This is a genomic window from Enterobacter cloacae complex sp. ECL414, from assembly GCF_021869685.1.
Lineage (GTDB): Bacteria > Pseudomonadota > Gammaproteobacteria > Enterobacterales > Enterobacteriaceae > Enterobacter > Enterobacter kobei.
On the sequence record NZ_CP091481.1, the window covers coordinates 996,810 to 1,022,522 of the forward strand.

Here is a 25,713-nt window from a genome sequence, read left to right on the forward strand (position 1 = left end):
GTTTGGTGAAGATTAGCGGAGGATTTTTTTCTCAGCCAGATCCAGCGCGAAGTAGCTGAAGATCAGGTCCGCGCCCGCACGTTTGATCGCACCCAGGCTTTCGAGGATCACTTTCTCTTCGTCAATCGCTCCCGCCTGCGCGGCGAATTTGATCATCGCGTACTCGCCGCTCACCTGGTAAGCGCCCAGCGGCAGTTCAGTGCGTTCGCGGATGTCGCGCAGAATATCAAGATACGCGCCAGCCGGTTTGACCATCAGGCAGTCTGCGCCCTGAGCTTCATCCAGCAGGGATTCGCGAATCGCTTCCCGGCGGTTCAGCGGGTTCATCTGATAGGTTTTACGGTCGCCCTTCAGCGCCGTGCCAGCCGCTTCACGGAACGGGCCGTAGAAGGAGGAGGCAAATTTGGTGGAGTAGGACATGATGGCGGTGTCGGTGAAGCCTGCCGCATCCAGCGCCTGACGAATCGCCTGAACCTGTCCATCCATCGCGGCAGAAGGGGCGATGAAATCTGCACCCGCAGCGGCCGCGACCACGGCCTGCTTGCCGAGATTCAGCAGGGTGGCATCGTTATCCACGCCATGATCGCACAGCACGCCGCAGTGGCCGTGAGAGGTGTATTCGCAGAAGCAGGTGTCTGACATGACGACCATTTCCGGCACGGTCTCTTTGCAGATGCGGGACATACGGGCGACAAGACCATCTTCTTTCCACGCATCGCTGCCGGTGGCGTCGGTATGATGGGAGATGCCAAAGGTCATCACCGAGCGGATCCCCGCGTTGGCGATGCGTTCGATCTCGCGCGCCAGATATTTTTCCGGAATGCGCATTACGCCCGGCATGGCTTCGATGGCTTTGTAGTCATCGATCTCTTCTTCAACAAAAATCGGCAACACCAGATCGTTTAAGGTCAGGGTTGTCTCTTCAAACATAGCGCGCAGTGCAGGTGACTTGCGCAGACGGCGGGGACGTGCAATTAAATCGGTCATGGGATGCCTGATGTTTGTGGAACAAAGAGGCCTAGTGTACCTCAAAGTGAAGGCCGTTGTTTTACGAAAGTAGGCTTTTTTCTTTTCTCAAATTGACGGCTGAAGAACCTTTTTTCACTCTACACTCGCGCGGTCTGTTTTTTCAGGAAAAGGGGAATGATTAGTATGATTTCTATATCAGATAGAATATATAAAAAATAATGATCTATTTATTTTAATAATATTAATGTGAGTTATGAAATTAATTTTCAACTTTCTGTTTTTATAATGTTTATAATGATTGCCTGCTGTGTGGTTGACCTTTTTTCTGTTTTTTTGTCTGTATGCGGACTTAATGGAATCATTCATTGAACCTTTTCTAAATGCAACTGCATAATTCTCTCCGCAATTGAATATTGCACAATGATTTGACGGACAAACTTGCTTACGTCCCTGAGGAGGGATGACCCAATGCAAACATGGAAAAAGAAACTGGTTGTATCTCAACTTGCATTAGCCTGTACCCTGGCTATCGCTTCTCAGGCCAATGCGAAAGATATTTCCGGTACGACGTATAATACATTTGGATATGATAACGCCGCCTCAACCCCGTGGTATTATGGTTATGCTGACTGGGATTACACTGATGCCAGCCATGACGGTGATATTTATCCGGTGATCAATAAATCAACGGTGAATGGCGTTATTTCGACGTATTATCTGGATGACGGCATCAATGGTCATTCAAATGCGCTCAGCATTTCTAACAGCACCATCAACGGTATGATTACCTCTGAGTGTATGACCGCAAACTGTGCCGACGGCGTAGACGCCGACGGTACCGTACATGCTCAGTTCGATCGTTTTAGCCTGACCGTCGATAACAGCACGATCAACGACGCTTACGAGCATTACGCTTATGACGTCGTGAATGGCGAAACGACGGAAACCCATTATCAGGATACCTACGCTCTCGGTAACGCGATTACGCTGGACGTGGAGTCTGATATTGTTATCCAGAATAATTCCCACGTTGCGGGCATTACGCTAACGCAGGGCTATCAGGAGCTCGATAATACTCCGTATGACGGCGTTGAAGGCGTGGCGAACAGCGCAAACGTGTTCACCGATACGCTGGTGGTTAAAGACTCCGTGCTGACGTCAGGCGCCTACAGCGATCTGGGTACCAGCGGATTCTACGGTCAAACGGCTAAGCCGAGCGACTACGGTGAAACCCACGCCACGGGTGCGGATGACGCGGCGCTGATCGTTGCGGCCAGCGCATCTGACAACGCCATGCAGACCACCGCCACGTTCGACCATTCTACCGTCACCGGCGACATCCTGTTCGCCAGCACCTTCGATAACAACTTCTACGAAAATGGCGATCCGGCAACCGATACCACCGATGATGGCGTCTATAACCCAACCACTAACGGCTGGGATGGCACCGACAGGCTGGACGTGACGCTGACCAACGGCAGCAAGTGGGTCGGTGCGGCGCAGTCCAGCGTTGAAGCCATTGGCACTTCGCAGATGTACGGCCAGGGTTACAGCAACGTTGACTGGCATGCGCTGGCGCCTAACAGCATCTGGCCTGATTCCACCTTTGACAGCAACGGCCACGTAGCGGGCGAAGCGGTCTACCAGAGCGGCCTGTTCAACGTAACGCTGGACAACGGTTCCGAGTGGGATACCCGTAAGGTCTCTAACATCGACGCGCTGGCGGTGAATAACCGCTCTCAGGTCAACGTTGAAAACGCTGGCCTGCTGGCGGACTCTATTACCCTGACCAATGCTTCATCGCTGAATATTGGCGACAGCGGCGGCGTAGCGACAGACAGCCTCTATCTGGACAGCGATAGCCGTGCAGCTCTGACCGAAGAGACGGCCGCGCTGTATGCGAATACGATCACCGTCGATAACGGTGCCGAGCTGGCGCTGGGTCTGGGTCAGGTCGACACGCACAATATGGTGCTGACCGACGGCGGCGTACTGAACGTAGCCAGCCGTGATTACGTGCTGAACAGCGATCTGAATAACGCGCGTTATATCACTAACGATCGTTACAGCGCGGACTACGACTATGGTGTCGTCGCATTGAACTCAGACGGCCATCTGGCGGTGAACGGTGACGTTGCCGGTAACTATAAAGTGCGCATTGATGATGCGACCGGCGCAGGCTCCGTCGCTGATTACAAAAACAAAGAGATCGTCCGTGTTTATGATAACAATCCGGATACCGCAGCCCACTTTACTGCCGCAAACAAAGCGGATTTAGGGGCTTACACCTATCAGGCACAGCAGCAGGGTGATACCGTTGTCCTTGAGCAGAAATCGCTGACCGACTATGCCAACATGGCGCTGAGCATTCCTTCTGCCAATACCAATATCTGGAATCTGCAGCAGGATACCGTCGGTTCGCGTCTGACCAACAGCCGTCATGGCCTGGCGGACAATGGCGGAGCCTGGGTGAGCTACTTCGGTGGCAACTACGACGGTGACAATGGCGTTATCAGCTACGATCAGGACGTGAGCGGCATTATGGTCGGTCTGGACACCCAGATTGACGGTAACAATGCGAAGTGGATCGTCGGCGGTGCAGCAGGCTTCGCGAAGGGGGATATCAGCGATCGTACCGGTCAGGTCGATCAGGACAGCCAGACGGCAATGATCTATGCCTCTGCGAAGTTTGCGAACGATATGTTCCTCGACAGCTCCCTGAGCTACACCCGCTTTAACAACGACCTTTCAGCTACCATGAGCAACGGTCAATACGTTGACGGTGACACGACCACCGATGCGGTTGGCTTTGGCATGAAGCTGGGCTATGACTGGAAACCAAACCTGTCTGGCTACGTAACCCCTTACGCGGCGGTATCCGGTCTGTTCCAGTCCGGGGATGATTATCGCCTGAGTAATGACATGCGCGTTGATGGGCAATCTTACGATAGCCTGCGCTATGAACTCGGCCTGGATGCGGGTTATACCTTCAACTACGGTGGCGAGCAGGCGCTGACGCCTTACTTCAAGCTGGCCTATGTCTATGATGATGCTGATAACACTGCGGATATCAACGACGACAGCATCGACAACGGCGTTAAAGGCTCTGCGGTGCGTGTAGGGCTGGGTACGCAGTTCAGCTTCACGAAGAACTTCAGCGCGTACACGGATGCCACGTATCTTGGCGGCGGTGACGTTGACCAGAACTGGGGCGCCAATTTGGGTGTGAAATATACCTGGTAATACCTGAAAGCGGGGGAGAATATCCCCCGTTTTTTTACGATAAAAACAAAAAACAATATTGAACCGACCAATACGGATGTCTTGAGGTCTGCATGAACGTTAATGCGAAACCGCTTTCTGAATTAAGCCGGCTCGAACAGTGTCTGATAGCAGCCAGTAGTACGTTTCAATGTGCTCCACAACAAATCATTACTTCTCACGAGTGCAATGAGTCACGCACGGTCGTATTACAGACCGGTATAATCGAAATCTATCGTTATCCAGATGAATTGCTGTTGGGGATTGCGAAAGCGCCATTTATTTTTGGGCTATCCACCGTGATGATTAAACACTGTCACGAATACAAAGTTATCGCCAAAACACCCTGTACGGGTTTTTATTTATCCACGGAAACCACCCGTCAGCTCATACAACAGAATGCGCTCTGGAAAGAGGCCTTCACCTGGTTATCATGGATAAATTACATTCTTGCGAAACGCGACATGCAGCTGGTGGGAAATAATTCTTATCACCAGATCCGTGCCATGTTGCTGAATATGGCGGAGTGGGATGAAACGTTGCGCTCGAAAATTGGTGTGATGAATCATATTCAACAAAGCACCCGTATTTCGCGCTCGGTTGTTGCTGAGGTTCTCGCTGCGCTGCGGCAGGGAAACTACATTAATATGAGCCGGGGCAAGCTGGTCAGTATCAACCGCTTGCCCACGGAATATTAAGATCAGTTAGACGCGGTCAGCACCTGGGCTTTATTGGCGCTCAGTTCAGCCACCAGGTTATTAATGCCATCACTCATATTAACGAAACGCGTATGCGGGGAGCGGGTGACCACCACAAATGCGCCCACGTTGGACTGCGGGATCATCGCCATATAGGTAATGAACCCGCCACCGCCGCCGGTTTTCTGAATAATACCCGGACGGCCATTTTTGGGTGCCATATAGACCCAGCCCAGGCCGAGCGCATCGGCTTTACCCGGTACGTCCATTCCGACCACACGGTGCAGCTGAGTTCGCTGATAAATCAGGGTCTGCATACGGTCGGCCTGGCTGCTGCGCGAGTAGAAATCCGATGAGAGGAACTGCTGCATCCAGCGCATCATGTCGCCTGGGGTGGAATAGACCCCGCCGCTCCCCACTGCCGCCAGCGTGTTGTTACACGGGCTTGCACCTTTCTCCGCCACCATCAGGCGACGGCACTGGTCCGGAGAAGGGGTAAAGGTGGTGTCTTTCATCCCCAGCGGACGGGTTATCTGCTCTTCAAACAGCTGCGTGTAGGGTTTGCCCGCGGCCGCTGAGAGGGCATCCGCCAGCAGGTCGAACGCCAGATTGGAGTAAGAGGCCTGCGAACCCGGGGCCGCCTTCAGCGTGGCGGTGCTCAGGTAGTTCCAGCGCTGCTCACGGGTGGGCCAGACAAACACGTCGCGGTGCGCCGCCCCGCCAGGCTGCTCACGCGGTAGCGCGCTGGTGTGCGTCGCGAGGTTCACAAGGCGAATGGGCGTTCCCTGATACGTCGGCACTCGTGCACCCGGTGGGGCGTATTTGCTGAGCGGATCGTCGAGCTTCACCACGCCCTGGTCGAGCAGTTTCACCAGCATTTCGCTGGTCATTAGCTTGGTTAAGGACGCGATGCGAACGACGGAATCCAGCTGCGGGTGAACGTTATTGCCTGGGCGCGTTTCACCGAAGCTGCGGAATACGCGCTGGTTGCCATCAATAACCACCATTGCCATCCCGGTTGCGCCGCTGCCGTAATAGATCAGGTTCGCGTAGCGATCGGCAATGTCTGAAGCCAAAACGGGCGCCGTCAGCGGTTGGGCCGCCTGGGCGGTGGAGAAGCTCACCGCACACAGCGCGGCAAAAGAGAGCAGACAACGTTTCAACGAAAAGCATCCATGAAGTGAATGAAGAAAGTAATGGGTATTTATACTACTAATCTCTACCGTGCAATGCCCGGAATAGCATAACGATAGCCAGAAAAACGTAACCATGGGTAAATATGAATAATTTACTTGCGAGCGCTCTCCCATTTTCTGGCATCGGGCTTATGATAGGCACCAGTATTACTCAATCTTACGGAGAACGGTATGTCTGAAAAGCGTGTGGTCATGGTGGTTGATATGCAAAACGGGGTATTTGAAACCCCTCGTCATCAGCGCGAAAAGTGTGTCTCTCTGATCAACCAGCTTACGCAGGCGGCCGACACCGTCATTTTTATTCAGCATACCGAGGCCGGGGGGCTGGAAGAAGGAAGTGAAGGGTTTGCGCTGCTGCCTGAACTCCATCAACCGGCTGATGCGCTTTACGTTACCAAGACCGCCTGTGATTCTTTTTACAACACATCGCTTGAAGCGCTGTTACGTGAACACGGAATTCGTGAGTTTGTCATCTGCGGCTGCGCCACGGATTACTGCGTGGACGCGACAATTAAAAACGGCGTCAGTCGGGGCTACCACATTACCGTGGCTGAGGATGCCCATACCACCGCGAATCGCCCGGCGGCTGAAGCACAGATTCTGATTAACCACCATAATGACGTCTGGCGTAACTTCATTGCACCGATGAACCCTCCCGCGGTGAAACGCACCGAAACAATTCTCGAAAACTGGAAAGCGAACTAATAATCAACCCTCGGGTCTGACCTTTTTGCCCGAGCCGGTCTTCCGGCCCGGGCAGGGTATCCGTTTGGTCATGTGTTGAGCACAGCAACAACCATAACAACAAGAAGGAAGCATCATGTTTAAGTCTTTTTTCCCAAAGCCGGGGCCATTTTTCCTGTCGGCATTTATTTGGGCACTGATCGCGGTCGTTTTCTGGCAGGCGGGCGGCGGTGCATGGCTGGCACGCATAGTTGGGGCGACAGGCGACGTGCCGATTAGCGCAGCGCGCTTCTGGTCACTGAGCTATCTGCTGTTTTACGCCTACTACATGCTGTGCGTAGGGCTGTTTGCGCTGTTCTGGTTTGTCTATTCTCCGCACCGCTGGCAGTACTGGTCGATTCTCGGTACCTCGCTGATCATCTTTGTGACGTGGTTCCTGGTGGAAGTGGGGGTGGCGGTAAACGCCTGGTATGCACCGTTCTACGATCTGATTCAGACCGCGCTGAGTTCGCCGCACAAGGTCACTATTAACCAGTTCTACCATGAAGTCGGCGTCTTCCTCGGTATCGCGCTTATTGCGGTGATCATTGGTGTTATGAACAATTTCTTCGTCAGCCACTATGTTTTCCGCTGGCGTACCGCGATGAACGAACATTACATGGCGCACTGGCAGCATCTGCGTCATATCGAAGGTGCCGCGCAGCGTGTGCAGGAAGACACCATGCGTTTTGCCTCCACCCTTGAAGATATGGGCGTCAGTTTCATCAACGCCATCATGACGCTGATTGCTTTCCTGCCGGTACTGGTGACGCTCTCTGCGCATGTGCCGGAGCTGCCGATTGTCGGCCATCTGCCGTATGGTCTGGTGATTGCTGCGATTGTCTGGTCGCTGATGGGCACGGGCCTGCTGGCGGTGGTGGGGATCAAGCTGCCGGGTCTGGAGTTTAAAAATCAGCGCGTCGAAGCAGCGTATCGTAAAGAGCTGGTTTACGGGGAAGATGACGCCAGCCGCGCGTCGCCGCCGACCGTCCGTGAGCTGTTTGGTGCCGTGCGTCGTAACTACTTCCGCCTTTACTTCCACTATATGTATTTCAACATTGCGCGCATTTTGTATCTGCAGGTGGATAACGTTTTCGGCTTGTTCCTGCTGTTTCCGTCGATCGTTGCGGGTACGATTACGCTCGGTCTGATGACGCAGATCACCAATGTTTTCGGTCAGGTGCGCGGGTCGTTCCAGTATCTGATCAGCTCCTGGACCACGCTGGTGGAGTTGATGTCCATCTACAAACGTCTGCGCAGCTTTGAGCGTGAGCTGGACGATCGTGACCTGCAGGAAGTGACCAATACCTTTAGCTAATACAGGGAGTTGCTATGTCTTTTGCCGTACCGCGCGCGTTATCGCTGTCCTTACTGGCCGCTCTGGTGCTGGCGGGCTGTGCCGAAAAAGGGGCAGCCCCGCTCAAAAAGGGTGAAAAGCCCGTGGATGTGGCAAGCGTTGTGCGGCAAAAAATGCCCGCCAGCGTGAAGGATCGCAATGCGTGGGCAGATGCGCTGGCTAAAACCTTTGAAAGCCAGAAGATTGCCCCGACCGAGGAAAATATCTGCTCGGTGCTGGCGGTGGCGCAGCAGGAGTCCATGTACCAGTCAGACCCGGTGGTGCCGGGTCTGAATAAAATTGCCTGGAAAGAGATCGACCGCCGCGCGGAATCGATGCATATCCCGGTGTTCCTCGTGCATACCGCACTGAAAATCACCTCGCCGAACGGTAAAAGCTACAGCGACCGGCTGGACACGGTGAAAACCGAAAAACAGCTCAGCGCCATTTTTGATGATTTCATCAACATGGTGCCAATGGGGCAGAAACTGTTTGGCTCGCTCAACCCGGTTCACACCGGCGGACCAATGCAGGTGAGCATCGCGTTTGCCGAGAAGCATACCGACGGCTATCCATGGAAAATTGACGGTACGGTGCGCCAGGAGGTCTTCTCACTGCGCGGCGGACTGTGGTTCGGCACGTATCATCTGCTGAACTATCCGGCGAATTACAACGCGCCGCTGTACCGCTTCGCAGACTTTAATGCGGGCTGGTATGCCAGCCGTAACGCGGCGTTTCAAAGTGCGCTTAGCCGCGCAAGCGGCGTCAAGCTGGCGCTGGACGGCGATCTCATCGCCTACGGCAGCAGCGAGGCGGGAGGCACCGAAAGCGCGGTACGGACATTATCGACAGCACTTGATATGAGCAACAGCGATATCCGCCGTCAGCTTGAAAAAGGCGATAGCCTGGCATTCGAGAAAACGGATCTCTACAAGAAAGTGTTTGCCCTTGCGGAGCAGAAGAGTGGGAAAACGTTACCGAGGGCTATCCTGCCGGGTATTCAGCTGGAAAGCCCGAAGATCACACGTAACCTGACCACAGCCTGGTTTGCGAAGCGCGTGGACGATCGCCGGGCTCGCTGTATGGGGCTTTAATGGCGACGACGAAAGCGCAGGACTAACGCGACTACGCCTAAAATCATACACCCCGCGAGGAAAGGAACGAGACCGAACAGCGTGCTCACGCCAAAGCCAATCTCCACTCGCGGACGCCCGTTATCCTGCACCTGCATCAGGTGTTCATAAACACCTGGCGCATGGACCAGCATATTGAGCAGCTGGGAGCCTGCCCAGAAGCAGAAAAGGACAAACAAGGCATACGCGATATTACCCGCCGTAGAGGTTTTTGGTTTGCCGCCAAAAATCGGTTTCGACAATGTAAAGTCAGCCATGTTGACCTCCCGAGGTATAACTCTGTTTTAATACGCGTCTTACGGGGTGAGTTTGACAGGTGATTGCATTTGTCAATATCAGAATCGTGGTAATTTACGCTCAGGAATTCTCCTGGATTATTGATTTCTGCAGCGCGTCACAATTTTTAAACTTAAGTGAAATTGCGTCGCGTTTCAGAATTTCCGCATCTGCCACAGACCTCGTGCTTAAACTGTGAGAGGATGTCTTTTTTTCCTGCCGGAGTTGTTATGAAGCTCACGTCCAAACTTCGCCGTGACTGGCACTACTATGCCTTTGCTATTGGGCTGATTTTTATTCTTAACGGCGTCGTGGGGCTGTTAGGATTTGAAGCAAAAGGGTGGCAAACCTATGCCGTCGGGCTGGTTACCTGGGTGATCGGTTTCTGGCTGGCGGGGTTGATTATCCGCCGTCGCCCGGAAGAGACGACGACGGAAGAGACGGCGAAGGGTGCCGATTAACCGTTAACGGAACTTTTCAGCGCGCTGTCGGCGGCGTGACGCTCCAGCGCCAGTTCGATCAGGCGGGTGATCAGCTCAGAGTAGCCAAGCCCGCTGGCCTGCCACAGTTTTGGATACATGCTGATGTTGGTGAAGCCCGGCAGCGTGTTGATTTCATTGATTACCACGTCGTTCTCCGGCGTCAGGAAGACATCCACGCGCGCCATGCCGCTGCAGCCGAGAGTCTGGTAGGCGCTGATGGCGATCGCCCGGATCTTGTCGTTGATCGCCGGATCGATATCCGCAGGAACAACGACCTGTGCGCCTTTATCATCAATGTATTTGGTGTCGTAGGAGTAGAAGTCGCTGTTTAAGACCACTTCACCGCAGGTGCTCGCCTGTGGAAAATCATTGCCCAGCACGGCGCACTCAATTTCGCGACCTTTGATCCCTTGCTCAATAACCACTTTATGGTCAAATTCAAACGCCAGACGGACGGCTTGCGTGAACTCTGCTTCGCTGGCGACTTTGCTAACGCCCACGGATGACCCCTGGTTGGCAGGCTTCACAAACAGCGGCAGCCCCAGTTGACCGCTAACCTGCGCGAAGCTGTACTTGTCGCGGTTGGCGCGGGTGAGCGTGACGAATGGCGCGATATTCAGTCCGGCATCGCGCAGCAGGCGTTTGGTGACGTCTTTGTCCATGCACGCGGCGGATCCCAGTACGTCTGATCCGACGAACGGCAGGTTGGCCATGCGCAACATCCCCTGCAGGGAACCATCTTCCCCGAGCGTGCCGTGTACGATAGGGAAGACCACGTCGATCTGAGTGAGAGCCTGCGCATTGCCGGCGTCGATGAGCTGTCCCTTCATGACGCCAGGAACGGTCGCGACGCTGATGTCCGAAGGATTGAGGGCGATGTGCGCCGGATCGTGGGCATTCAGCAAATACTGGCTGGCGTCGTTAACATGCCACTGGCCCTGTTTATCAATGCCCAGCAGGACCACGTCAAACCGGCTTTTATCGATCGCATCAACGATATTTTTGGCCGATTGCAATGACACCTCGTGTTCCGCTGATTTTCCCCCAAAGACAATACCTACGCGCTGCTTTGCCATCTCACTCTCTTCCAGTCTGACGAAAAGCCAATAACATACCACGATGCCCTGCGGGTTTCGCGGCCTTCTGCCATAATGTTTTGGGGAAGAGTGAGGGGGGAACGTGAAAGGAAAAACTCTGCTGACCGTTTTCATCCTGGGGGCAGTCGCAACGGCGGGTTATCGCTGGTTGCCGTCTTACTACAATCCATTTAAACCGCTGGCCCTGGACGATCCCCCTGGCCGCATTACCCAGTATAAACTGCGACGTTTAACCCCCGAAGCCTGCGCGAGCCTGTTAACGCAGGCCAATCAACGAAACCTTATCCGCACCCAACCGGTCGCTGACGGCGGCGGGACATGTCCGCTGCGCAACGTCGTGCGCGTGCGTGACTTCGGCCCGGTGAGTCTGAACGGCAGTTTTCTTGCCAGCTGTCCGCTGGCGCTCAGCTCTGCACTGTTTGTCAGCCAGCAGGCCCGGCCATTGACGCAGCGCTTCACGGGACATGAGCTGACGCGCATTGAGCACCTTGGCAGCTTTGCCTGTCGCAATATCTACCACCGGCCCGATGCGCGGCGCAGTGAGCATGCCACCGCAGACGCGCTGGATATCGCCGCTTTTCGGCTGGCGAACGGGGAGCGCGTCACGGTGCTGAACGGCTGGAAATCGGCAAAAACGCAGCCATGGCTGAAAGCCCTGCTGGCGGCCAGCTGCGGCTACTACGGTAACGGTTTGGGGCCGGAGTATAACGCGGCGCATGCCAACCATTTTCATCTGGGGATGCGCGGTTTCGGACTCTGTCGCTGAAGCATAATCTTCCGCCAGAAAGTGGATGATTTGTGACTTATTTCACAAATATGATGACTGGGAAGATAAAACACCAAAGTCAGCAAGGCCGCATCTCTGGTGCGACGCCGGCGTGCGTAACTTGCTAATCTGACGGCGAATTCGCCTAAAAATGAAGACTATTTCTTTATGGAATCCTGGAAAGTTAATCTCATCTCGGTCTGGTTCGGCTGCTTTTTTACCGGGCTGGCCATTAGCCAGATCCTGCCGTTCCTGCCGCTGTACGTGTCGCAGTTGGGGGTTACCTCCCACGAAGCACTCTCCATGTGGTCCGGTCTGACGTTCAGCGTCACGTTTCTGGTCTCCGCCATTGTGTCTCCGATGTGGGGCAGCCTGGCGGATCGGAAAGGCCGTAAGCTGATGCTGCTGCGCGCCTCGCTCGGGATGGCGATTGCGATTCTGCTCCAGGCCTTCGCCACGAACGTCTGGCAGCTGTTTTTCCTGCGGGCGGTGATGGGGCTGACGTCCGGGTACATTCCGAATGCCATGGCGTTGGTGGCCTCTCAGGTGCCACGCGAACGAAGCGGCTGGGCGCTGAGCACCCTCTCAACGGCGCAGATAAGCGGCGTCATCGGTGGCCCGCTGCTGGGCGGCTTTCTGGCAGACCACGTTGGGCTGCGCGCGGTATTTATCATCACTGCGATCCTGCTGGTGGTTAGCTTTCTGGTCACGCTCTTTCTGATCAAAGAGGGAGGGCGCCCCGTTGTCAGCAAGTCTGAACGCCTGAGCGGTAAGGCCGTCTTCGCCTCGCTGCCTTACCCAGGGCTAATGATCAGCCTGTTTGTCACCACCATGGTGATCCAGCTCTGTAACGGCTCGGTGGGGCCCATTCTGGCGCTGTTTATTAAATCAATGGAGCCAGACAGCAATAATATTGCTTTTCTCAGCGGGATGATTGCCGCCGTGCCGGGCGTTTCCGCGCTGATCTCTGCGCCACGTCTGGGGAAGCTGGGGGACAGGATCGGCACGGCGCGTATCCTGATGGCGACGCTGATTTTTGCGGTGGTGCTCTTTTTCGCGATGTCGTTTGTTACCTCTCCGCTTCAGCTGGGCGTGCTGCGATTTTTACTCGGTTTCGCCGATGGGGCTATGTTGCCTGCCGTACAGACCTTGCTGGTCAAATATTCCAGCGACCAGGTCACCGGACGTATTTTTGGTTATAACCAGTCGTTTATGTATTTAGGCAACGTTGCCGGTCCGCTTATTGGCGCATCCGTTTCTGCGATGGCAGGTTTTCGTTGGGTATTTGCTGCTACGGCAATTGTCGTTTTAATCAATATTATCCAGCTGGCGATTGCCCTGCGCCGTCGAACACGAATGGCGGAGGCGAAATCAGCGAAATAGTCCTTTCGCGGGTGTATTATATATTCTTATGGTAGCCGTATTTTTATATAACTAAATGCGGCGTTTTTTATAGAAAAACGTTTCGCTAATAAGGGTGGCACCCTAATTTGGCGGTAATGTCACTTTTACATAAGATAATACTTTTCTCCGCTTTGCATATTTCATTCCTGGTGTTAATTTCAGAGGAAACCCCGTAAGGAAATAGCACGATGAAGAATCTCATTGCTGAGTTGCTGGTTAAGCTTGCACAAAAGGAAGAAGAGTCTAAAGAACTGGTTGCCCAGGTCGAAGCGCTGGAAATTGTCGTCACCGCGCTATTGCGGCGGATGGATACATCCGATCAGCAGGCGTTAATCAATAGCATCGAAGGGGCGCTGGATAAGGCTCGACCCGACACTCAGGTTCCACCAGAGGATGCCGAATTGCTGCAGCAATACGTAAAGAAGCTGTTGAGGCATCCGCGCAGTTAAGCCGTCACGAACGGTTCTGACGTTTCACAAAATTGTCATGCAGGATGCCTGGCGCTGCTCTGTATTTATTTTTTATCTGTTTGTACCGGGAGAAAATAAAAGTGAAACAGAGCACGCGTGTTATCGCGTTACTTCCCCTATCCTTTATGTCGATACCGCCAATACCGGTACGTTGGGTCTGAAATGAGAAATTCCCGGCAAATCACCGCTGCCGGGTGGTTTTTTTCCTGTTACGAACCAGACTTACAGGGAATATTCACAAAAGGATGGTGCAATGAAAACAACATTACTGGTTACTCTGCTCTCCGGCCTGTTCCTGATCTCCTCGGCGAATGCGGAAGAAAAAACGCTAACGCCTCAGCAGCAACGGATGACGACCTGTAATCAACAGGCGACGTCCCAGAGTCTGAAAGGCGATGCCCGTAAGACCTATATGAGCGACTGCCTTAAAAACGGTGCCGCGAAGCCTGGCGAAAAAAGTCTGACGCCGCAGCAGCAAAAAATGCGCGAGTGTAATGCGAAAGCGACCGAACAGTCCCTGAAGGGAGACGATCGCAGCAAGTTCATGAGTGCCTGTCTGAAGAAACAAGTGTAGTTCTAACGGGTGAGTGGCGTCGGCTGCTCACCCGAAATTTCATACTTTCCCCGCAGTCCCCCTCTCTATAATTTGGGAAAATGTTTCAGAATATTCCCAAAAATGATGAATGATGAAACGTATTACAACAAAAAGCGCATTCGGGAAGAGTGGAGTTTAACCCTTTCTCAGGATGACCCTTACCGCGCCGGCATCCAGTTTGCCCGGCGGGTTCGGCTGGCGCGCGCTGTTGGTCTGGCAGCCATGTTTTTCCCCGTGGCGGGAATGCTGGTCATCCATTTTTTACCCGGCGGCTGGTGGTTGATCCTGGTAGGGTGGGCGTTCGTCTGGCCCCATTTTGCCTGGCAGTTATCCTGCCGCGCCGCGTCACCTCACCAGCAGGAGATTTTCAACCTTAAGATGGATGCCATTATCGCCGGACTCTGGATTGGCGTGATGGGGCTGTATGCATTACCTACGGCAGCGCTGGTAATGATGGTGGGAATGAACATGATGGGATCCGGTGGCTGCCGCCTGTTTCTTGTGGGGATAACATTAACCCTCCTGACCGCGCTGGTGACGCTGCCCCTCGTCGGGAAAGTAACTGTCTTCCACCCCGATCCCGTGGAGTGGGGCTTAACGCTTCCGGTGCTCATGCTTTATCCCATGCTGTTTGCCTGGCTCAGCCACCGGACGGCCATCAGGCTTGCGGAACACAAGCGGCGGCTGGAAATGATGAGTACCCGCGACGGCATGACCGGGGTCTTTAACCGACGACACTGGGAAATGCTGCTGCGTAATGAGTTTGAGCACTGCCGCCGGAGCCACTGCAACGCCACCATTTTGCTGATTGATATCGACCACTTTAAAAACATCAATGATACCTGGGGGCATGACGTGGGCGATAAGGCGATTGTTGCTCTTACCCGTCAGCTTCAGATGTCAGTCAGGTCAGGCGATGCGATAGGCCGTTTTGGCGGAGATGAGTTTGCCGTGATTATGTCGCAGACAGCGGCTGAAAGCGCCATCGCCGTCATGTCTCGGGTGCACGAGCGTCTGGAAACGTTGTCCTTACCGTGCGCACCGAAAGAGCCTCTGCGCATCAGCGTAGGTGTTGCCCCATGGGGGCCGCAGTTTCGACATTACCGGGAATGGCTGAAGGCGGCAGATGTGGCGCTGTATAAGGCGAAAAATGCCGGGCGCGGCCGCACCGAAGTGGCCGCCTGACGCCCGGTCAGAAATCAGGATTTACTCAGCTTCTCTGATTTTTCCATGCATTTTGCCATCGCCTCGATGACGGCAGAGCGGAATCCACGTTCTTCCAGCACTCGTACCGCTTCGATGGTCGTGCCGCCAGGCGAGCAGACCATGTCCTTCAGTTCGCCCGGATGTTTACCGGTCTCCAGCACCATTTTGGCGGAACCCATCACCGCCTGCGCGGCGAATTTATACGCCTGCGCACGCGGCATGCCGCCAAGCACGGCGGCGTCGGCCATGGCTTCTAAAAACATGAACACGTATGCAGGTGCAGAGCCGCTGACGCCGACAACAGGATGGATCATGGATTCCGCAATGACTTCCGCCTCACCGAAGCAGCGGAAAATGTTCAGCACATCAGCCACCTCTTCTGAGGTCACCAGCGCGTTAGGCGTGACGGAGGTCATACCGGCATTAACCAGTGAGGGAGTATTAGGCATCGCGCGGACGATTTTACGGTCATGACCGAGCGCGCGGGCCAGTTGATCGAGCGTCACGCCCGCGGCAATCGACACGACCAGCGTCTCTTTATTCAGACTGGAGGTGATGTCGCTCAACACTTTGATCATGATGTTCGGTTTAACGGCGCCAAAGACGATATCGGCGACCTGGGCGACTTCCTGCGCGCTTTCGGCGGCGTTGATCCCGTATTGATCGCGCAATGCGGCGACGTTGTCCGGTGACGGGGTATAGACCCAAATCTGACCGGGCAGAACCTGCCCGCTGGCGATCAGGCCGCCCAGGATGGCTTTGCCCATGTTACCGCAGCCGATAAACCCGATTTTCTTATCCATCACGATTCTCCGTCATTATGCGTTGTTTTCTCTGATTGATAGCTTAACAACGAAATGCAGGCGACAATAGTCGGCAGAGACATTATGGGGAGACAATATGGCGATTTGGGTTGATGCGGACGCGTGTCCTAATGTGATTAAAGAGATTTTATTCCGCGCCGCCGAGCGCGTTCAGATGCCACTGACGCTGGTGGCGAACCAGAATATCCGCGTTCCGCCTTCGCGCTTTATCCGTTCCTTGCGCGTCCCGGCCGGGTTCGACGTGGCGGATAATGAAATTGTTCGTCTGTGCAGCCCGGAGGATCTGGTCATTACCGCTGATATTCCACTGGCGGCGGAAGTGCTGGAGAAAGGCGCAGCGGCGCTCAACCCGCGCGGTGAACGTTATTCGCCTTCAACCATCCGGGAAAAACTCACTATGCGTGATTTTATGGATACCATGCGGGCCAGCGGCGTGCAGACCGGAGGGCCGGACAGCCTGTCCCAGCGCGATCGCCAGCAGTTTGCTGCCGAACTGGATAAATGGCTGCTGGAAGTGAAGCGTCGCACAGCGTAATGATAATTATTGTCACTTTGTGGTACAGTGTGGCTTCCGCAGGGTTGTCATCCCGTACCGCTTTGCAGTAAAGTATTCTACACATCTTCTGCAATGATTTCTTTACACTCTTCAGCCATCCGGCATCAAGGGGAACACCTGGCTATGACCCAACCCATCTTTTTAGTTGGCCCCCGCGGCTGTGGGAAAACCACCGTTGGCCTGGAACTGGCACGCGCATGTCATCGTCAGTTTGTTGATACCGACCACTGGCTGCAAACCGAGGCCGGCAGAACCATCGCGGACATTGTTGAGCAAGAGGGATGGGAGAGCTTTCGCGCACGCGAAACGGCCGCGCTGAAAGCGGTCACCACGCCGTCAGCCGTGATTGCGACAGGAGGGGGGATTGTTCTCGCCGAGTGTAACCGGCATTTTATGCGTGAAAAGGGCATTGTGATCTATCTCTGCGCGCCGGTTTCGGCTCTCGTGGGGCGCCTTGAGGCCTTTCCGGAGGAGGGACAACGTCCGGCGCTGACCTCCAGACCGCTCAGCGAAGAGGTGAGCGAAGTCCTGGCCGAGCGTGATGCCCTGTACCGTGAAGCGGCGCACCACGTTGTGGATGCTTCTGCGGCACCGGAAGAGGTGGTGATTCAGATTATTACCGCCCTGCGTTTGGCTTGTGCCAGCTAACCGCCGTCTATACTGATAGCTCAGACATAAAAAAAGGATGAGCTATGCCAACCAGACCTCCCTATCCGCGCGAAGCACGTATCGTTACCGTTGAAAAAGGCACAGGCGATCAAACCGTGACCTGGTATCAGCTGCGTGCCGATCACCCCAAACCGGACTCGCTGATCAGTGAACATGAGACTGAACAGGAAGCCCTGGATGCCAAACGGCGCTACGAAGATCCCGAAAAGTCATAGATGTTTTCCTAAACGCTCCAATACCGTGCCTGAATCACACTTTTTACTCATCGCCAATGTTAAGCAGGAGTTAATATTTAGTTATTACAGGTGACTCCGTTACCCGCAGGTGATCTTTACATTTCGCGATGCAGATCACCTGCTACGCTTGGTGCTGTTTTGTTGAAAAAACGAACTGTGCAGCGTAGTGAGCCTGTACCTGTGTAATAAGATTTTGTAGTAATGGAAGGCGAAAACGATGAAGGCAACGTTGGCGATCCTCACTATTGGTGTGGTCCCTGTAAGCGAAGTGTTACCGCTTTTAACCGAGCATGTCTCTGAACAGCAGATCACGCATCTCAGCCTGCTGGGTAAGATGAGCCGGGAAGAGGTCATGGAGGACTACGCTGTTGAGGCGGGGGAGGAGCCCCTGGCGACGTTATTAAGCGACGGTAAACTGGCGCATGTTTCACGACAGAAAATTGAGCGTTCGCTGCAGTCAGTGATAGAAGTGCTCGATAATCAAGATTATGACGTTATTTTGCTGATGAGTACCGCCCCCATTAAGGGACTGGTGGCGCGCAATGCGATTTTGCTTGAGCCAATGCGCATCATTCCGCCTCTGGTGGCCTCTATTGTTGACGGGCATCAGGTGGGGGTGATTGTGCCGATGGAAGAGCTCATGAACAACCAGGAAGCAAAATGGCACGTGCTTGAAAAAACGCCTCTGTATGCCCTGGCAAATCCCTTCTGGGACAGCGAGGCCAAACTGATCGCTGCCGGGAAGGCGCTACTGGAGAAAGGGGCGGATGTGTTGATACTGGACTGCCTCGGTTTCCATCAGCATCACCGTGATTTATTGCAAAAGGCGCTGGACGTGCCGGTGCTGTTATCAAATGTTCTGATGGCGCGCCTGGCTTCCGAACTCCTGATGTAATGATTTTGCGTGACAGGCAATGAGCATGGCCCCTATAGTGAATTTTTATCTCTGAATATAAGGGCCAGTTCATGCTTCAAAGTAACGAATACTTTTCCGGTAAAGTGAAATCCATTGGTTTTACCAGCAGCAGCACGGGCCGCGCCAGTGTGGGCGTCATGGCTGAAGGGGAATACACCTTTGGCACGGCCGAAGCGGAAGAGATGACGGTAGTCAGCGGCGCGCTGAACGTCTTACTGCCGGGTGAAACGGAATGGAAAGTTTACGCTGCCGGGGAAGCCTTCAACGTTCCTGGCCACAGCGAATTTCATTTGCAGGTTGCTGAACCGACCTCTTATCTGTGCCGCTATTTGAAATAAAAAAAAAGCCGGGTGACGCTAACGCTTACCCGGCCTGTGTTTTGCCTGTTATCTCTGCGCTTCGCCGCCGAGGCCTTCCACCAGATTCTGAATTAACGCCGCCAGCTCACCGGTCATCAGGATAAAGTCCGCATCAAAACGCTGGGCGTAATCTTCCCGGTCAATATCTTCGTTTTGATCGCGCAGCTCATCACAGAACTTCAGACGCTTCACGGAGCCGTCATCACACATCACGAACTGAATGCGCTGCTGCCAGTCGAGCGCCAGTTTGGTAACGACTTTCCCGGCTTCGATGTGTACCGCGATTTCGTCACTCACCAGATCCTGCTTTTTGGCGCGGATCACGCCGCCATCTTCCAGCAGGGCTTTCAGCTCGGCTTCATCCAGAATCTGGAAACCTTGCGCCGCAGTACCACTGCGAACCCATTCTGTCAGGGTCAGCTCAATCGGCGTTTCCAGTGCCAGCGGAACGACCGGTAAAGAACCGATACTTTTACGCAGCAGGGCCAGGGTATCTTCTGCTTTTTTGGCGCTGGCGCAGTCGACCATGATCAGCCCGTTAACGGTATCGATCCACATCATCGTCTGGCTAAAGCGGCTAAAAGCGCGCGGCAGCAGAGAGTGCAGGACTTCATCTTTCAGCGAATCTTTTTCGGTTTTTTTCAGCTTGCGGCCCTGCTCGGCTTCCAGCTTGAAGATTTTTGCTTCAAGCGCTTGCTTCACCACCGGCGTGGGCAGAATTTTCTCTTCTTTGCGAGCGCAAACGATGATTTGTCCCGTGCTGCTGGCGTGGGTCAGGGCATCGCTTTGTGAACCCATTGGCGGAACCCAACCGGTTTTTGCCATATCCTGGCTACCGCAAGGGGAAAAGCTATAAGCGGCTAACTGTTTTTCCATCTCTTCTGCACGCAGCGAAACGTCGCGGCTGAGACGGTAAACCATCAAATTTTTGAACCACAGCATGATAATTTCCACGGCCTTGTCGTTAAATCAGCGGGCATGATAACGAATTGTCGCATCGCTTGCATTGCTAATCGGGAAGCGTGCTTCTACTCTGTTGATAATCAAAAGAATGAGGAGAGTCTTGTGCGTATTGGGATTGATTTGGGCGGCACCAAAACAGAAGTCATTGCACTGAGCGAGCAGGGGGAACAGCTGTTCCGCCACCGTCTGCCTACGCCGCGCGATGATTACCACCAGACCATCGAGACGATTGCCCGGCTGGTCGATATGGCCGAGCAGGCGACAGGGCAAAGCGGTACCGTCGGGATGGGTATCCCGGGGTCAATCTCCCCTTATACCGGCGTGGTTAAAAATGCTAACTCCACCTGGCTGAACGGTCAGCCGTTTGATAAAGATTTAAGCGCGCGTCTGAACCGGGAAGTGCGTCTGGCCAATGACGCCAACTGCCTGGCGGTCTCCGAAGCCGTTGATGGCGCCGCCGCAGGGGCGCAGACCGTTTTTGCAGTGATTATCGGGACCGGCTGCGGCGCGGGCGTGGCGTTTGGGGGGCGTTCGCACATCGGTGGCAACGGCACGGCGGGCGAGTGGGGGCACAATCCGCTGCCGTGGATGGATGAAGATGAACTCAAATACCGCGCCGACGTTCCGTGTTACTGCGGCAAGCAGGGCTGTATTGAGACGTTTATCTCCGGCACCGGTTTTGCGACCGATTACCACCGCCTGAGCGGTCGACCGCTCAAGGGTAATGAAATCATGCGTCTGGTTGAAGAACAGGATCCGGTGGCTGAACTGGCCCTGAGCCGTTACGAAATGCGTCTGGCAAAATCGCTGGCGCACGTCGTGAATATTCTCGATCCGGACGTGATTGTGCTGGGGGGCGGGATGAGCAACGTTGACCGCTTGTACGCCACGGTGCCAAATCTTGTGAAGCAGTGGGTTTTCGGCGGCGAGTGTGAAACCCCGATCCGTAAAGCCGTCCACGGCGACTCCAGCGGCGTGCGCGGCGCGGCGTGGCTGTGGCCGGAATAAAAGCAAAACAGCAACGCAAGTTGCTGTTTTTGATGTTTGTACCCTCTCCCTGTGGGAGAGGGCCAGGGTGAGGGCACCAGACCGCAGCGACCCTTTATTCACCCCACCGCAAACTCCCTGTCCAGCCTGCTATACCCCAGCCCATTAATCTTCTTCACCTTAATCTGCACCGGTATGCGCTCTTTCATCGCCTCGACGTGGCTAATGACGCCGATGGTTTTCCCGGTAGCGTTCAGCGCGTCGAGCGCATCCAGTGCGGTATCCAGCGTTTCACTGTCGAGGGTGCCGAATCCTTCATCCAGGAACAGCGAATCGATTCGCGTTTTGTGGCTCACCAGATCGGAAAGCGCCAGCGCCAGCGCCAGGCTGACCAGGAAGCTCTCGCCGCCAGAGAGCGTGCGTGTATCGCGTACGGCATCCGCCTGCCAGGTGTCGACTACTTCCAGCTCCAGCGCATCGCTGGCTTTGCGCTGGAGCAGATAACGCCCGTGCAGGCGATTTAGCTGCTGGTTAGCAAGCCAGACGAGATTATCCAGCGTCAGCCCCTGAGCGAACTTACGGAACTTATCGCCGGTACTGGAGCCGATCAGCGCGTTCAGATAGCCCCAGTCGTCGGCCTGACGCGCGGCCTCTTCAATTTGCTGCATCAACGTCAGCTGATGCTGACGATTGTCGCTGTCCTGCTTGAGCTGCTGGCGGATCTCGCCCTGATGCGTGGTGTTCTCGCGAAGCTGTTGCGCCAGCTGCTGCAGCTGGATTTGCAAAGTGGATGCATCGGCCTCGAGACCTTCCGGGCGCAGCGCAACATGCGCCTGTAGCTGCTGGTTCGCCTGGCCGGATAGCGCCGTGGCCTGCTGTATCTGGTTTTCCAGCGACTGCTTCAGCTGTTCGAGGCCACGGAGGATGTCATCATCCAGCAGAGCGGCAATGAACGCCTCCCTGTCGGCAAAACAGCTGGCAGAAAGTGCCGCGGAGAATTGGGTCTGCGACTGTTGCAGGCGCTCTTGCTCCAGCGCCTCCTGTTGCTGCTGGGCGGTAAGCTGGCTTTGCAGCGATACGCATTCATCGTGAATGGCGCGCCAGCCATCAGGAATGGCCGGTTCGGTCTCTTCGGTGTGGGTTGCCGGAAGTGTGTCGAGCAACGGCTTCAGAGCGTTGCTGCGTTCCACAAGCACGCCGTGCTGCGTTTGTTTTTCCTGCCACTGCGCGAATTCTCCTTCGCGGGCGTGCAGCCAGGCGGCTTCGTTCCCCTCTTCGGGAACGCTAAGCGACAGCGTGAGCAGGGTGTGTTCCAGCGTCTGGCGTGTCGCCGTCAGCTGCTGCTGATACTGGCGCGCCTGCGCTTCCTGTTCGTTCAGCTGGTTTTGCAGGGTAAGACGCTGGCTGAGCTGATAAAGCTGGCGCTCATAGTGTTCCTGCTCGTTTATCCATGGCGCGATATCTTCCTGAATATTCAATGTGATATTCAGGGACGCGCAGATCTCAAGCCACTCTTTAGTGAGTGCTTGCTCTTCCTCAGACAGGGTCTGCACGTCGCCCGTCTCGCGCTGAATCTGCTGAGCCAGAGCATTAACCTGCCCCAGCACCAGCAGGCCTTCTTCTTTTAGCGCGGCCACCTCTTTTTCCAGCGCATCACGGCGGCGCTGGTTATCCGTCAGCTCAAGCGATTGATATTGCTCAACGGCGGGATGCTCGCAGGAACCGCACAGGGGACAAGGTTTGCCTGCCTCAAGCTGTGAACGATAGCTTTCCAGATCTTTAATTGTCGCTTCACGCTCGCACAGGGCCTTCAGATCCAGATAGTGCTGGTGTTTCTCTTTGTACTGCTGGCGGCGCAGCGTCAACGTTTCATTAAGTTTGCTCTGCTCCGCCTGGGCTTTCTGTACGTTTTCATTGCTCTGGCGCAGGCGCTTTTGCAGCGGCTGATAGCGAGCGTGTAGCGACGTCAGCCGCTGGCGCTGCGTGCGTGACCGGGACTGCTGCTCCATTGCCACGTTGACCTCATCCGCCGTCAGCGTGAGCGTATTTTCCGGCATGTCAGTCAGCTTGTTACGTAACTCAGTCATCCGCGCAGCGTGCGTGGCCAACTGGTTTTTATCGCGGTTAAGCTGTGAGAAGAGCGCGCGCCATCCGGCAATCTCCTGACCCAGCAGGCGATAACGCTCGTGCTCCGCCAGCCACTGCGCCAGCGCCGTCAGTTCAGTATGAAGCTCGGCGTGGGTACGCAGGGCAGTATTACGGATCCGCGCGCGCAGCGCGGTTTTGGCTTGTAAGCGAGTATTTACTTCAATAATTCGCTGCTGGGTTTGCGTCAGACGCGCGGTTTGCTCCTGCTGGTGCGCCCAGAGCGGACGAAGCTGGGCGGCGGGCTGCGCAAGCTGGAGCTTTGCCAGCTCAGGCGCAGCGTCCGTCAGAGCCTGTTGTGCCTGCTGCTGCAATGCGGTGATGCGTTGTTGCTCGCGCACAAGCTCATCATGACGGGTAAGCCACTGAAAATGTTTCTGCTGGTTTTGCTGCTGTGCCAGCAACGTTTTCTCTTCGTCAGTAAGTGCCTGCAAACTTTGCTGTAATTGCTGCTGCTGTTCTTCACTCAGCAGCACGACGCCCGCTGCCTGCGCCTCGCACTTTTCCAGCAGGCTGCGGGCGGCTTTGTGTTTTTCAAACACCATGGCGGAAATCTGGCCGTAGATTTCGGTGCCGGTCAGCTCTTCCAGCAGCTCTGCGCGATCGCTCGGTTTGGCATTCAGGAAGGCGGCAAATTGCCCCTGTGAGAGCAACATTGAACGGGTAAAGCGGCCATAGTCCAGACCGGTGAGCGCGGCGGTTTGCTCCAGCTTGTCCGTGACTTTATCGGCGAGGATTTTGCCATCTTCGCAGCGGGCCAGCTCCACGCGCGGCGCCTGCAGGTTGCCGTCCGGCTGGTTGCGTGCCCGGTTCTGGCTCCAGAAGGCGCGGTAGGCGATGCCTTTTACCTCAAACTCCACTTCCGCCAGACACTCGGCGGTATCTCGCGTCATCAGGTCGTTTTGTGCCTGGGAAACCTTACTCAGGCGCGGCGTTTCGTGATAAAGCGCCAGACAGATGGCGTCGAGCAGGGTGGTTTTACCTGCGCCTGTGGCGCCGGTAATGGCAAACAGCCCGTTGCTGGCAAAGGGTTCAGCGGTAAAGTCAATTTTCCACTCGCCCTTGAGGGAGTTGAGATTTTTCAGACGCAGGCTCAAAATTTTCATGCGTTTTCTTCCTCGTCATTGAGGGCATGCAGGGTTTGGGTGAACAGTTCGCTGAGTCTTTCGCGCTTCGCGTCGTCAATATCCTCCTGCAAGAGCCTGCGCTCAAACACCTCTTCTACCCGCAACTCGCTGAGCGTTTCCCGCTGGGCGCTTAACAGAATTTTCTCGCGCTGCTCGCGGCTGCGGCGCACCAGTAAGACCTCTACCGGCAAGTCTTCCGTCAGCGCCTGGATTTTTCGCTGCATATCATGCAGGTAGTCATCCGTAGTGATTTCGATATCCAGCCAGACGGGGGGATTAAGCGCGGTGCCGCGCCACTGTTCAAGCTGAGCAGTGATGGCTTCCAGATCGCCTTTCAGCACCGCCAGCGGCTGGGTGACCGGCACCTCCAGCGTCTCGACGGCACTGAGTTTGCCCTCGCTGAAGCTCACCAGATGCACGGATTTGGCTTTGCCGGTTTCATCGAAACTGAGCGAAATAGGGGATCCGCAGTAGCGGATATGCTCGCAGCCGCCGATAACCTGGGCGCGGTGAATATGCCCGAGCGCAATGTAGTCCGCAGGCGGGAAGTTCTGCGCCGGAAAGGCGTCCAGCGTGCCGATATAGATGTCACGCACGGCGTCACTTTTACTGGCCCCAACGGTGGTGAGATGCCCGGTCGCAATCACCGGTATCGGCTGTTCGCCACGCAGGTTGCAGGCATCCGCGTGCTGCTGGTGATAATAGTCGGTGATGGCCTGTAATAAATGTTGCTGCTTTTCCGTGCCCGACAGTCCCGCCTGACTTTGTACGATATCGCGCGGGCGTAAAAAGGGGATCGGGCACAGCACCGCCCCCGGCGTACCGTCGCGTTTTTTCAGGATCTGCGGGGCATGCCCGGCGCTGGCGACGACGGTAGTATTGAGAAACGCCAGAATGTCGCGGGATTCATTGAGCGTTGCCACGGAGTCATGGTTACCGGCGACTATCACCAGATGACAGCCGGTCTGCTGCAAGTTCACCACGAAGCGGTTATACAGCTCGCGCGCATAGCTGGGGGGCGACCCCGTATCAAAGATGTCACCCGCGACAATAATCGCATCGACCTCGTGGGCCTGCGCCGTCTCCAGCAGCCAGTTCAGGAACGCTTCATGTTCAGCCGCACGGCTTTTGCTGTAAAAATTTTGACCGAGATGCCAGTCCGAGGTGTGAAGTATGCGCATAGCGGTTCCGTGGCAAAAATGAGAAAGCAGGATTATAAACGTTCAGACAAGGGAAAATAACCGCTGTAATAAAACAACGGTTTGCCCGCTACCGTGGTAATGTTTTTCATAAATCTGTCATAAATCTGACGCATAATG

25 protein-coding genes are annotated in these 25,713 nt (G+C 55.0%); 17 read left to right on the forward strand and 8 right to left on the reverse strand.

Annotated elements, in window-relative coordinates:
- Window positions 1-12: 12 nt before the first annotated feature.
- Window positions 13-987, reverse strand: coding sequence for a porphobilinogen synthase (gene hemB / locus L3068_RS04570; protein ID WP_008503294.1), 975 nt, complete (start codon window positions 985-987; stop codon window positions 13-15).
- Window positions 988-1,437: 450 nt separating this feature from the next.
- Between hemB and L3068_RS04575 the strand changes: the two genes are divergently transcribed.
- Together L3068_RS04575 and L3068_RS04580 are read left to right on the forward strand one after the other, a co-directional pair.
- A complete protein-coding gene (locus L3068_RS04575; RefSeq protein WP_117581176.1) occupies window positions 1,438-4,212 on the forward strand; it encodes an autotransporter YaiT-related protein in 2,775 nt (924 codons plus the stop codon).
- Window positions 4,213-4,304: 92 nt separating this feature from the next.
- Entirely contained in the window at window positions 4,305-4,928 is a 624-nt protein-coding gene (locus tag L3068_RS04580; RefSeq protein WP_023332210.1) for a helix-turn-helix domain-containing protein, read from the forward strand.
- A gap of 2 nt (window positions 4,929-4,930) precedes the next feature.
- On the opposite strand, the gene ampH is transcribed toward L3068_RS04580, so the two are convergent.
- Complete coding sequence (gene ampH / locus L3068_RS04585) at window positions 4,931-6,091, reverse strand: D-alanyl-D-alanine-carboxypeptidase/endopeptidase AmpH (protein ID WP_047027705.1); 1,161 nt, start codon at window positions 6,089-6,091, stop codon at window positions 4,931-4,933.
- A 204-nt stretch (window positions 6,092-6,295) separates the two neighbouring features.
- Between ampH and L3068_RS04590 the strand changes: the two genes are divergently transcribed.
- The 3 genes from L3068_RS04590 to L3068_RS04600 all read left to right on the forward strand — a co-directional run bounded on the left by L3068_RS04590 (window position 6,296) and on the right by L3068_RS04600 (window position 9,277).
- On the forward strand, window positions 6,296-6,829 hold the full coding sequence (locus L3068_RS04590; RefSeq protein WP_014882722.1) for an isochorismatase family protein: 534 nt from the start codon (window positions 6,296-6,298) through the stop codon (window positions 6,827-6,829).
- A gap of 115 nt (window positions 6,830-6,944) precedes the next feature.
- Window positions 6,945-8,165, forward strand: coding sequence for a peptide antibiotic transporter SbmA (gene sbmA, locus L3068_RS04595; RefSeq protein WP_047625542.1), 1,221 nt, complete (start codon window positions 6,945-6,947; stop codon window positions 8,163-8,165).
- 14 nt (window positions 8,166-8,179) lie between these two features.
- Window positions 8,180-9,277 carry a DUF1615 domain-containing protein gene (locus tag L3068_RS04600; protein ID WP_023332214.1) on the forward strand — a complete coding sequence of 366 codons (1,098 nt, stop codon included), beginning with the start codon at window positions 8,180-8,182 and terminating at the stop codon, window positions 9,275-9,277.
- Here the strand turns inward: L3068_RS04600 and L3068_RS04605 are convergent.
- Window positions 9,274-9,573, reverse strand: a complete 300-nt coding sequence (locus tag L3068_RS04605; RefSeq protein ID WP_014882725.1) for a DUF2755 family protein — start codon at window positions 9,571-9,573, stop codon at window positions 9,274-9,276. The genes L3068_RS04600 and L3068_RS04605 overlap by 4 nt on opposite strands.
- A gap of 249 nt (window positions 9,574-9,822) precedes the next feature.
- Here L3068_RS04605 and L3068_RS04610 point away from each other — a divergent pair, with 249 nt between their 5' ends.
- Window positions 9,823-10,053, forward strand: a complete 231-nt coding sequence (locus tag L3068_RS04610; RefSeq protein WP_045269298.1) for a DUF2754 family protein — start codon at window positions 9,823-9,825, stop codon at window positions 10,051-10,053.
- On the opposite strand, the gene ddlA is transcribed toward L3068_RS04610, so the two are convergent.
- Window positions 10,050-11,150 carry a D-alanine--D-alanine ligase gene (gene ddlA, locus L3068_RS04615; RefSeq protein ID WP_014882727.1) on the reverse strand — a complete coding sequence of 367 codons (1,101 nt, stop codon included), beginning with the start codon at window positions 11,148-11,150 and terminating at the stop codon, window positions 10,050-10,052. The two genes, L3068_RS04610 and ddlA, sit on opposite strands and share 4 nt — an antisense overlap.
- A 103-nt stretch (window positions 11,151-11,253) precedes the next feature.
- Here ddlA and L3068_RS04620 point away from each other — a divergent pair, with 103 nt between their 5' ends.
- The 5 genes from L3068_RS04620 to adrA all read left to right on the forward strand — a co-directional run bounded on the left by L3068_RS04620 (window position 11,254) and on the right by adrA (window position 15,591).
- The gene (locus L3068_RS04620) at window positions 11,254-11,937 is read left to right on the forward strand and encodes an extensin-like domain-containing protein (RefSeq protein ID WP_014882728.1); all 684 of its coding nucleotides are present in this window, start codon (window positions 11,254-11,256) and stop codon (window positions 11,935-11,937) included.
- Window positions 11,938-12,105: 168 nt separating this feature from the next.
- A complete protein-coding gene (locus L3068_RS04625; protein WP_023332216.1) occupies window positions 12,106-13,320 on the forward strand; it encodes a multidrug efflux MFS transporter in 1,215 nt (404 codons plus the stop codon).
- A 209-nt stretch (window positions 13,321-13,529) separates the two neighbouring features.
- Complete coding sequence (iraP, locus tag L3068_RS04630; RefSeq protein WP_014882730.1) at window positions 13,530-13,790, forward strand: anti-adapter protein IraP; 261 nt, start codon at window positions 13,530-13,532, stop codon at window positions 13,788-13,790.
- Window positions 13,791-14,064: 274 nt separating this feature from the next.
- Window positions 14,065-14,385 carry a phosphate starvation-inducible protein PsiF gene (gene psiF, locus L3068_RS04635; protein WP_014882731.1) on the forward strand — a complete coding sequence of 107 codons (321 nt, stop codon included), beginning with the start codon at window positions 14,065-14,067 and terminating at the stop codon, window positions 14,383-14,385.
- Window positions 14,386-14,487: 102 nt separating this feature from the next.
- Window positions 14,488-15,591 (forward strand): diguanylate cyclase AdrA, encoded by a 1,104-nt coding sequence (adrA, locus tag L3068_RS04640; RefSeq protein ID WP_087529064.1) that lies wholly within the window; start codon window positions 14,488-14,490, stop codon window positions 15,589-15,591.
- A gap of 14 nt (window positions 15,592-15,605) precedes the next feature.
- Here adrA and proC read toward each other — a convergent pair whose 3' ends face one another.
- Window positions 15,606-16,415 carry a pyrroline-5-carboxylate reductase gene (proC, locus tag L3068_RS04645; RefSeq protein ID WP_014882733.1) on the reverse strand — a complete coding sequence of 270 codons (810 nt, stop codon included), beginning with the start codon at window positions 16,413-16,415 and terminating at the stop codon, window positions 15,606-15,608.
- A gap of 97 nt (window positions 16,416-16,512) precedes the next feature.
- Between proC and L3068_RS04650 the strand changes: the two genes are divergently transcribed.
- The 5 genes from L3068_RS04650 to ppnP all read left to right on the forward strand — a co-directional run bounded on the left by L3068_RS04650 (window position 16,513) and on the right by ppnP (window position 19,151).
- The gene (locus L3068_RS04650; protein WP_014882734.1) at window positions 16,513-16,971 is read left to right on the forward strand and encodes a YaiI/YqxD family protein; all 459 of its coding nucleotides are present in this window, start codon (window positions 16,513-16,515) and stop codon (window positions 16,969-16,971) included.
- A gap of 144 nt (window positions 16,972-17,115) precedes the next feature.
- Window positions 17,116-17,640 (forward strand): shikimate kinase AroL, encoded by a 525-nt coding sequence (gene aroL / locus L3068_RS04655; RefSeq protein ID WP_014882735.1) that lies wholly within the window; start codon window positions 17,116-17,118, stop codon window positions 17,638-17,640.
- 44 nt (window positions 17,641-17,684) lie between these two features.
- Window positions 17,685-17,876, forward strand: coding sequence for a protein YaiA (yaiA, locus tag L3068_RS04660; RefSeq protein WP_014882736.1), 192 nt, complete (start codon window positions 17,685-17,687; stop codon window positions 17,874-17,876).
- Between the two features lie 238 nt (window positions 17,877-18,114).
- On the forward strand, window positions 18,115-18,792 hold the full coding sequence (locus tag L3068_RS04665; RefSeq protein ID WP_032637368.1) for an AroM family protein: 678 nt from the start codon (window positions 18,115-18,117) through the stop codon (window positions 18,790-18,792).
- A gap of 71 nt (window positions 18,793-18,863) precedes the next feature.
- Window positions 18,864-19,151, forward strand: a complete 288-nt coding sequence (gene ppnP, locus L3068_RS04670; protein ID WP_014882738.1) for a pyrimidine/purine nucleoside phosphorylase — start codon at window positions 18,864-18,866, stop codon at window positions 19,149-19,151.
- Window positions 19,152-19,199: 48 nt separating this feature from the next.
- Here the strand turns inward: ppnP and rdgC are convergent, their stop codons facing one another.
- Window positions 19,200-20,114 (reverse strand): recombination-associated protein RdgC, encoded by a 915-nt coding sequence (gene rdgC / locus L3068_RS04675; protein WP_014882739.1) that lies wholly within the window; start codon window positions 20,112-20,114, stop codon window positions 19,200-19,202.
- A 123-nt stretch (window positions 20,115-20,237) separates the two neighbouring features.
- On the opposite strand from rdgC, the gene mak reads away from it, so the two are divergent.
- The gene (mak, locus tag L3068_RS04680) at window positions 20,238-21,143 is read left to right on the forward strand and encodes a fructokinase (RefSeq protein ID WP_014882740.1); all 906 of its coding nucleotides are present in this window, start codon (window positions 20,238-20,240) and stop codon (window positions 21,141-21,143) included.
- A gap of 98 nt (window positions 21,144-21,241) precedes the next feature.
- Here the strand turns inward: mak and sbcC are convergent, their stop codons facing one another.
- Both sbcC and sbcD read right to left on the reverse strand, forming a co-directional pair.
- Entirely contained in the window at window positions 21,242-24,373 is a 3,132-nt protein-coding gene (gene sbcC / locus L3068_RS04685) for an exonuclease subunit SbcC (RefSeq protein ID WP_117581174.1), read from the reverse strand.
- Window positions 24,370-25,575, reverse strand: coding sequence for an exonuclease subunit SbcD (sbcD, locus tag L3068_RS04690; protein WP_214602850.1), 1,206 nt, complete (start codon window positions 25,573-25,575; stop codon window positions 24,370-24,372). Before sbcD ends, sbcC begins: the two co-directional genes overlap by 4 nt.
- Window positions 25,576-25,713: the final 138 nt, after the last annotated feature.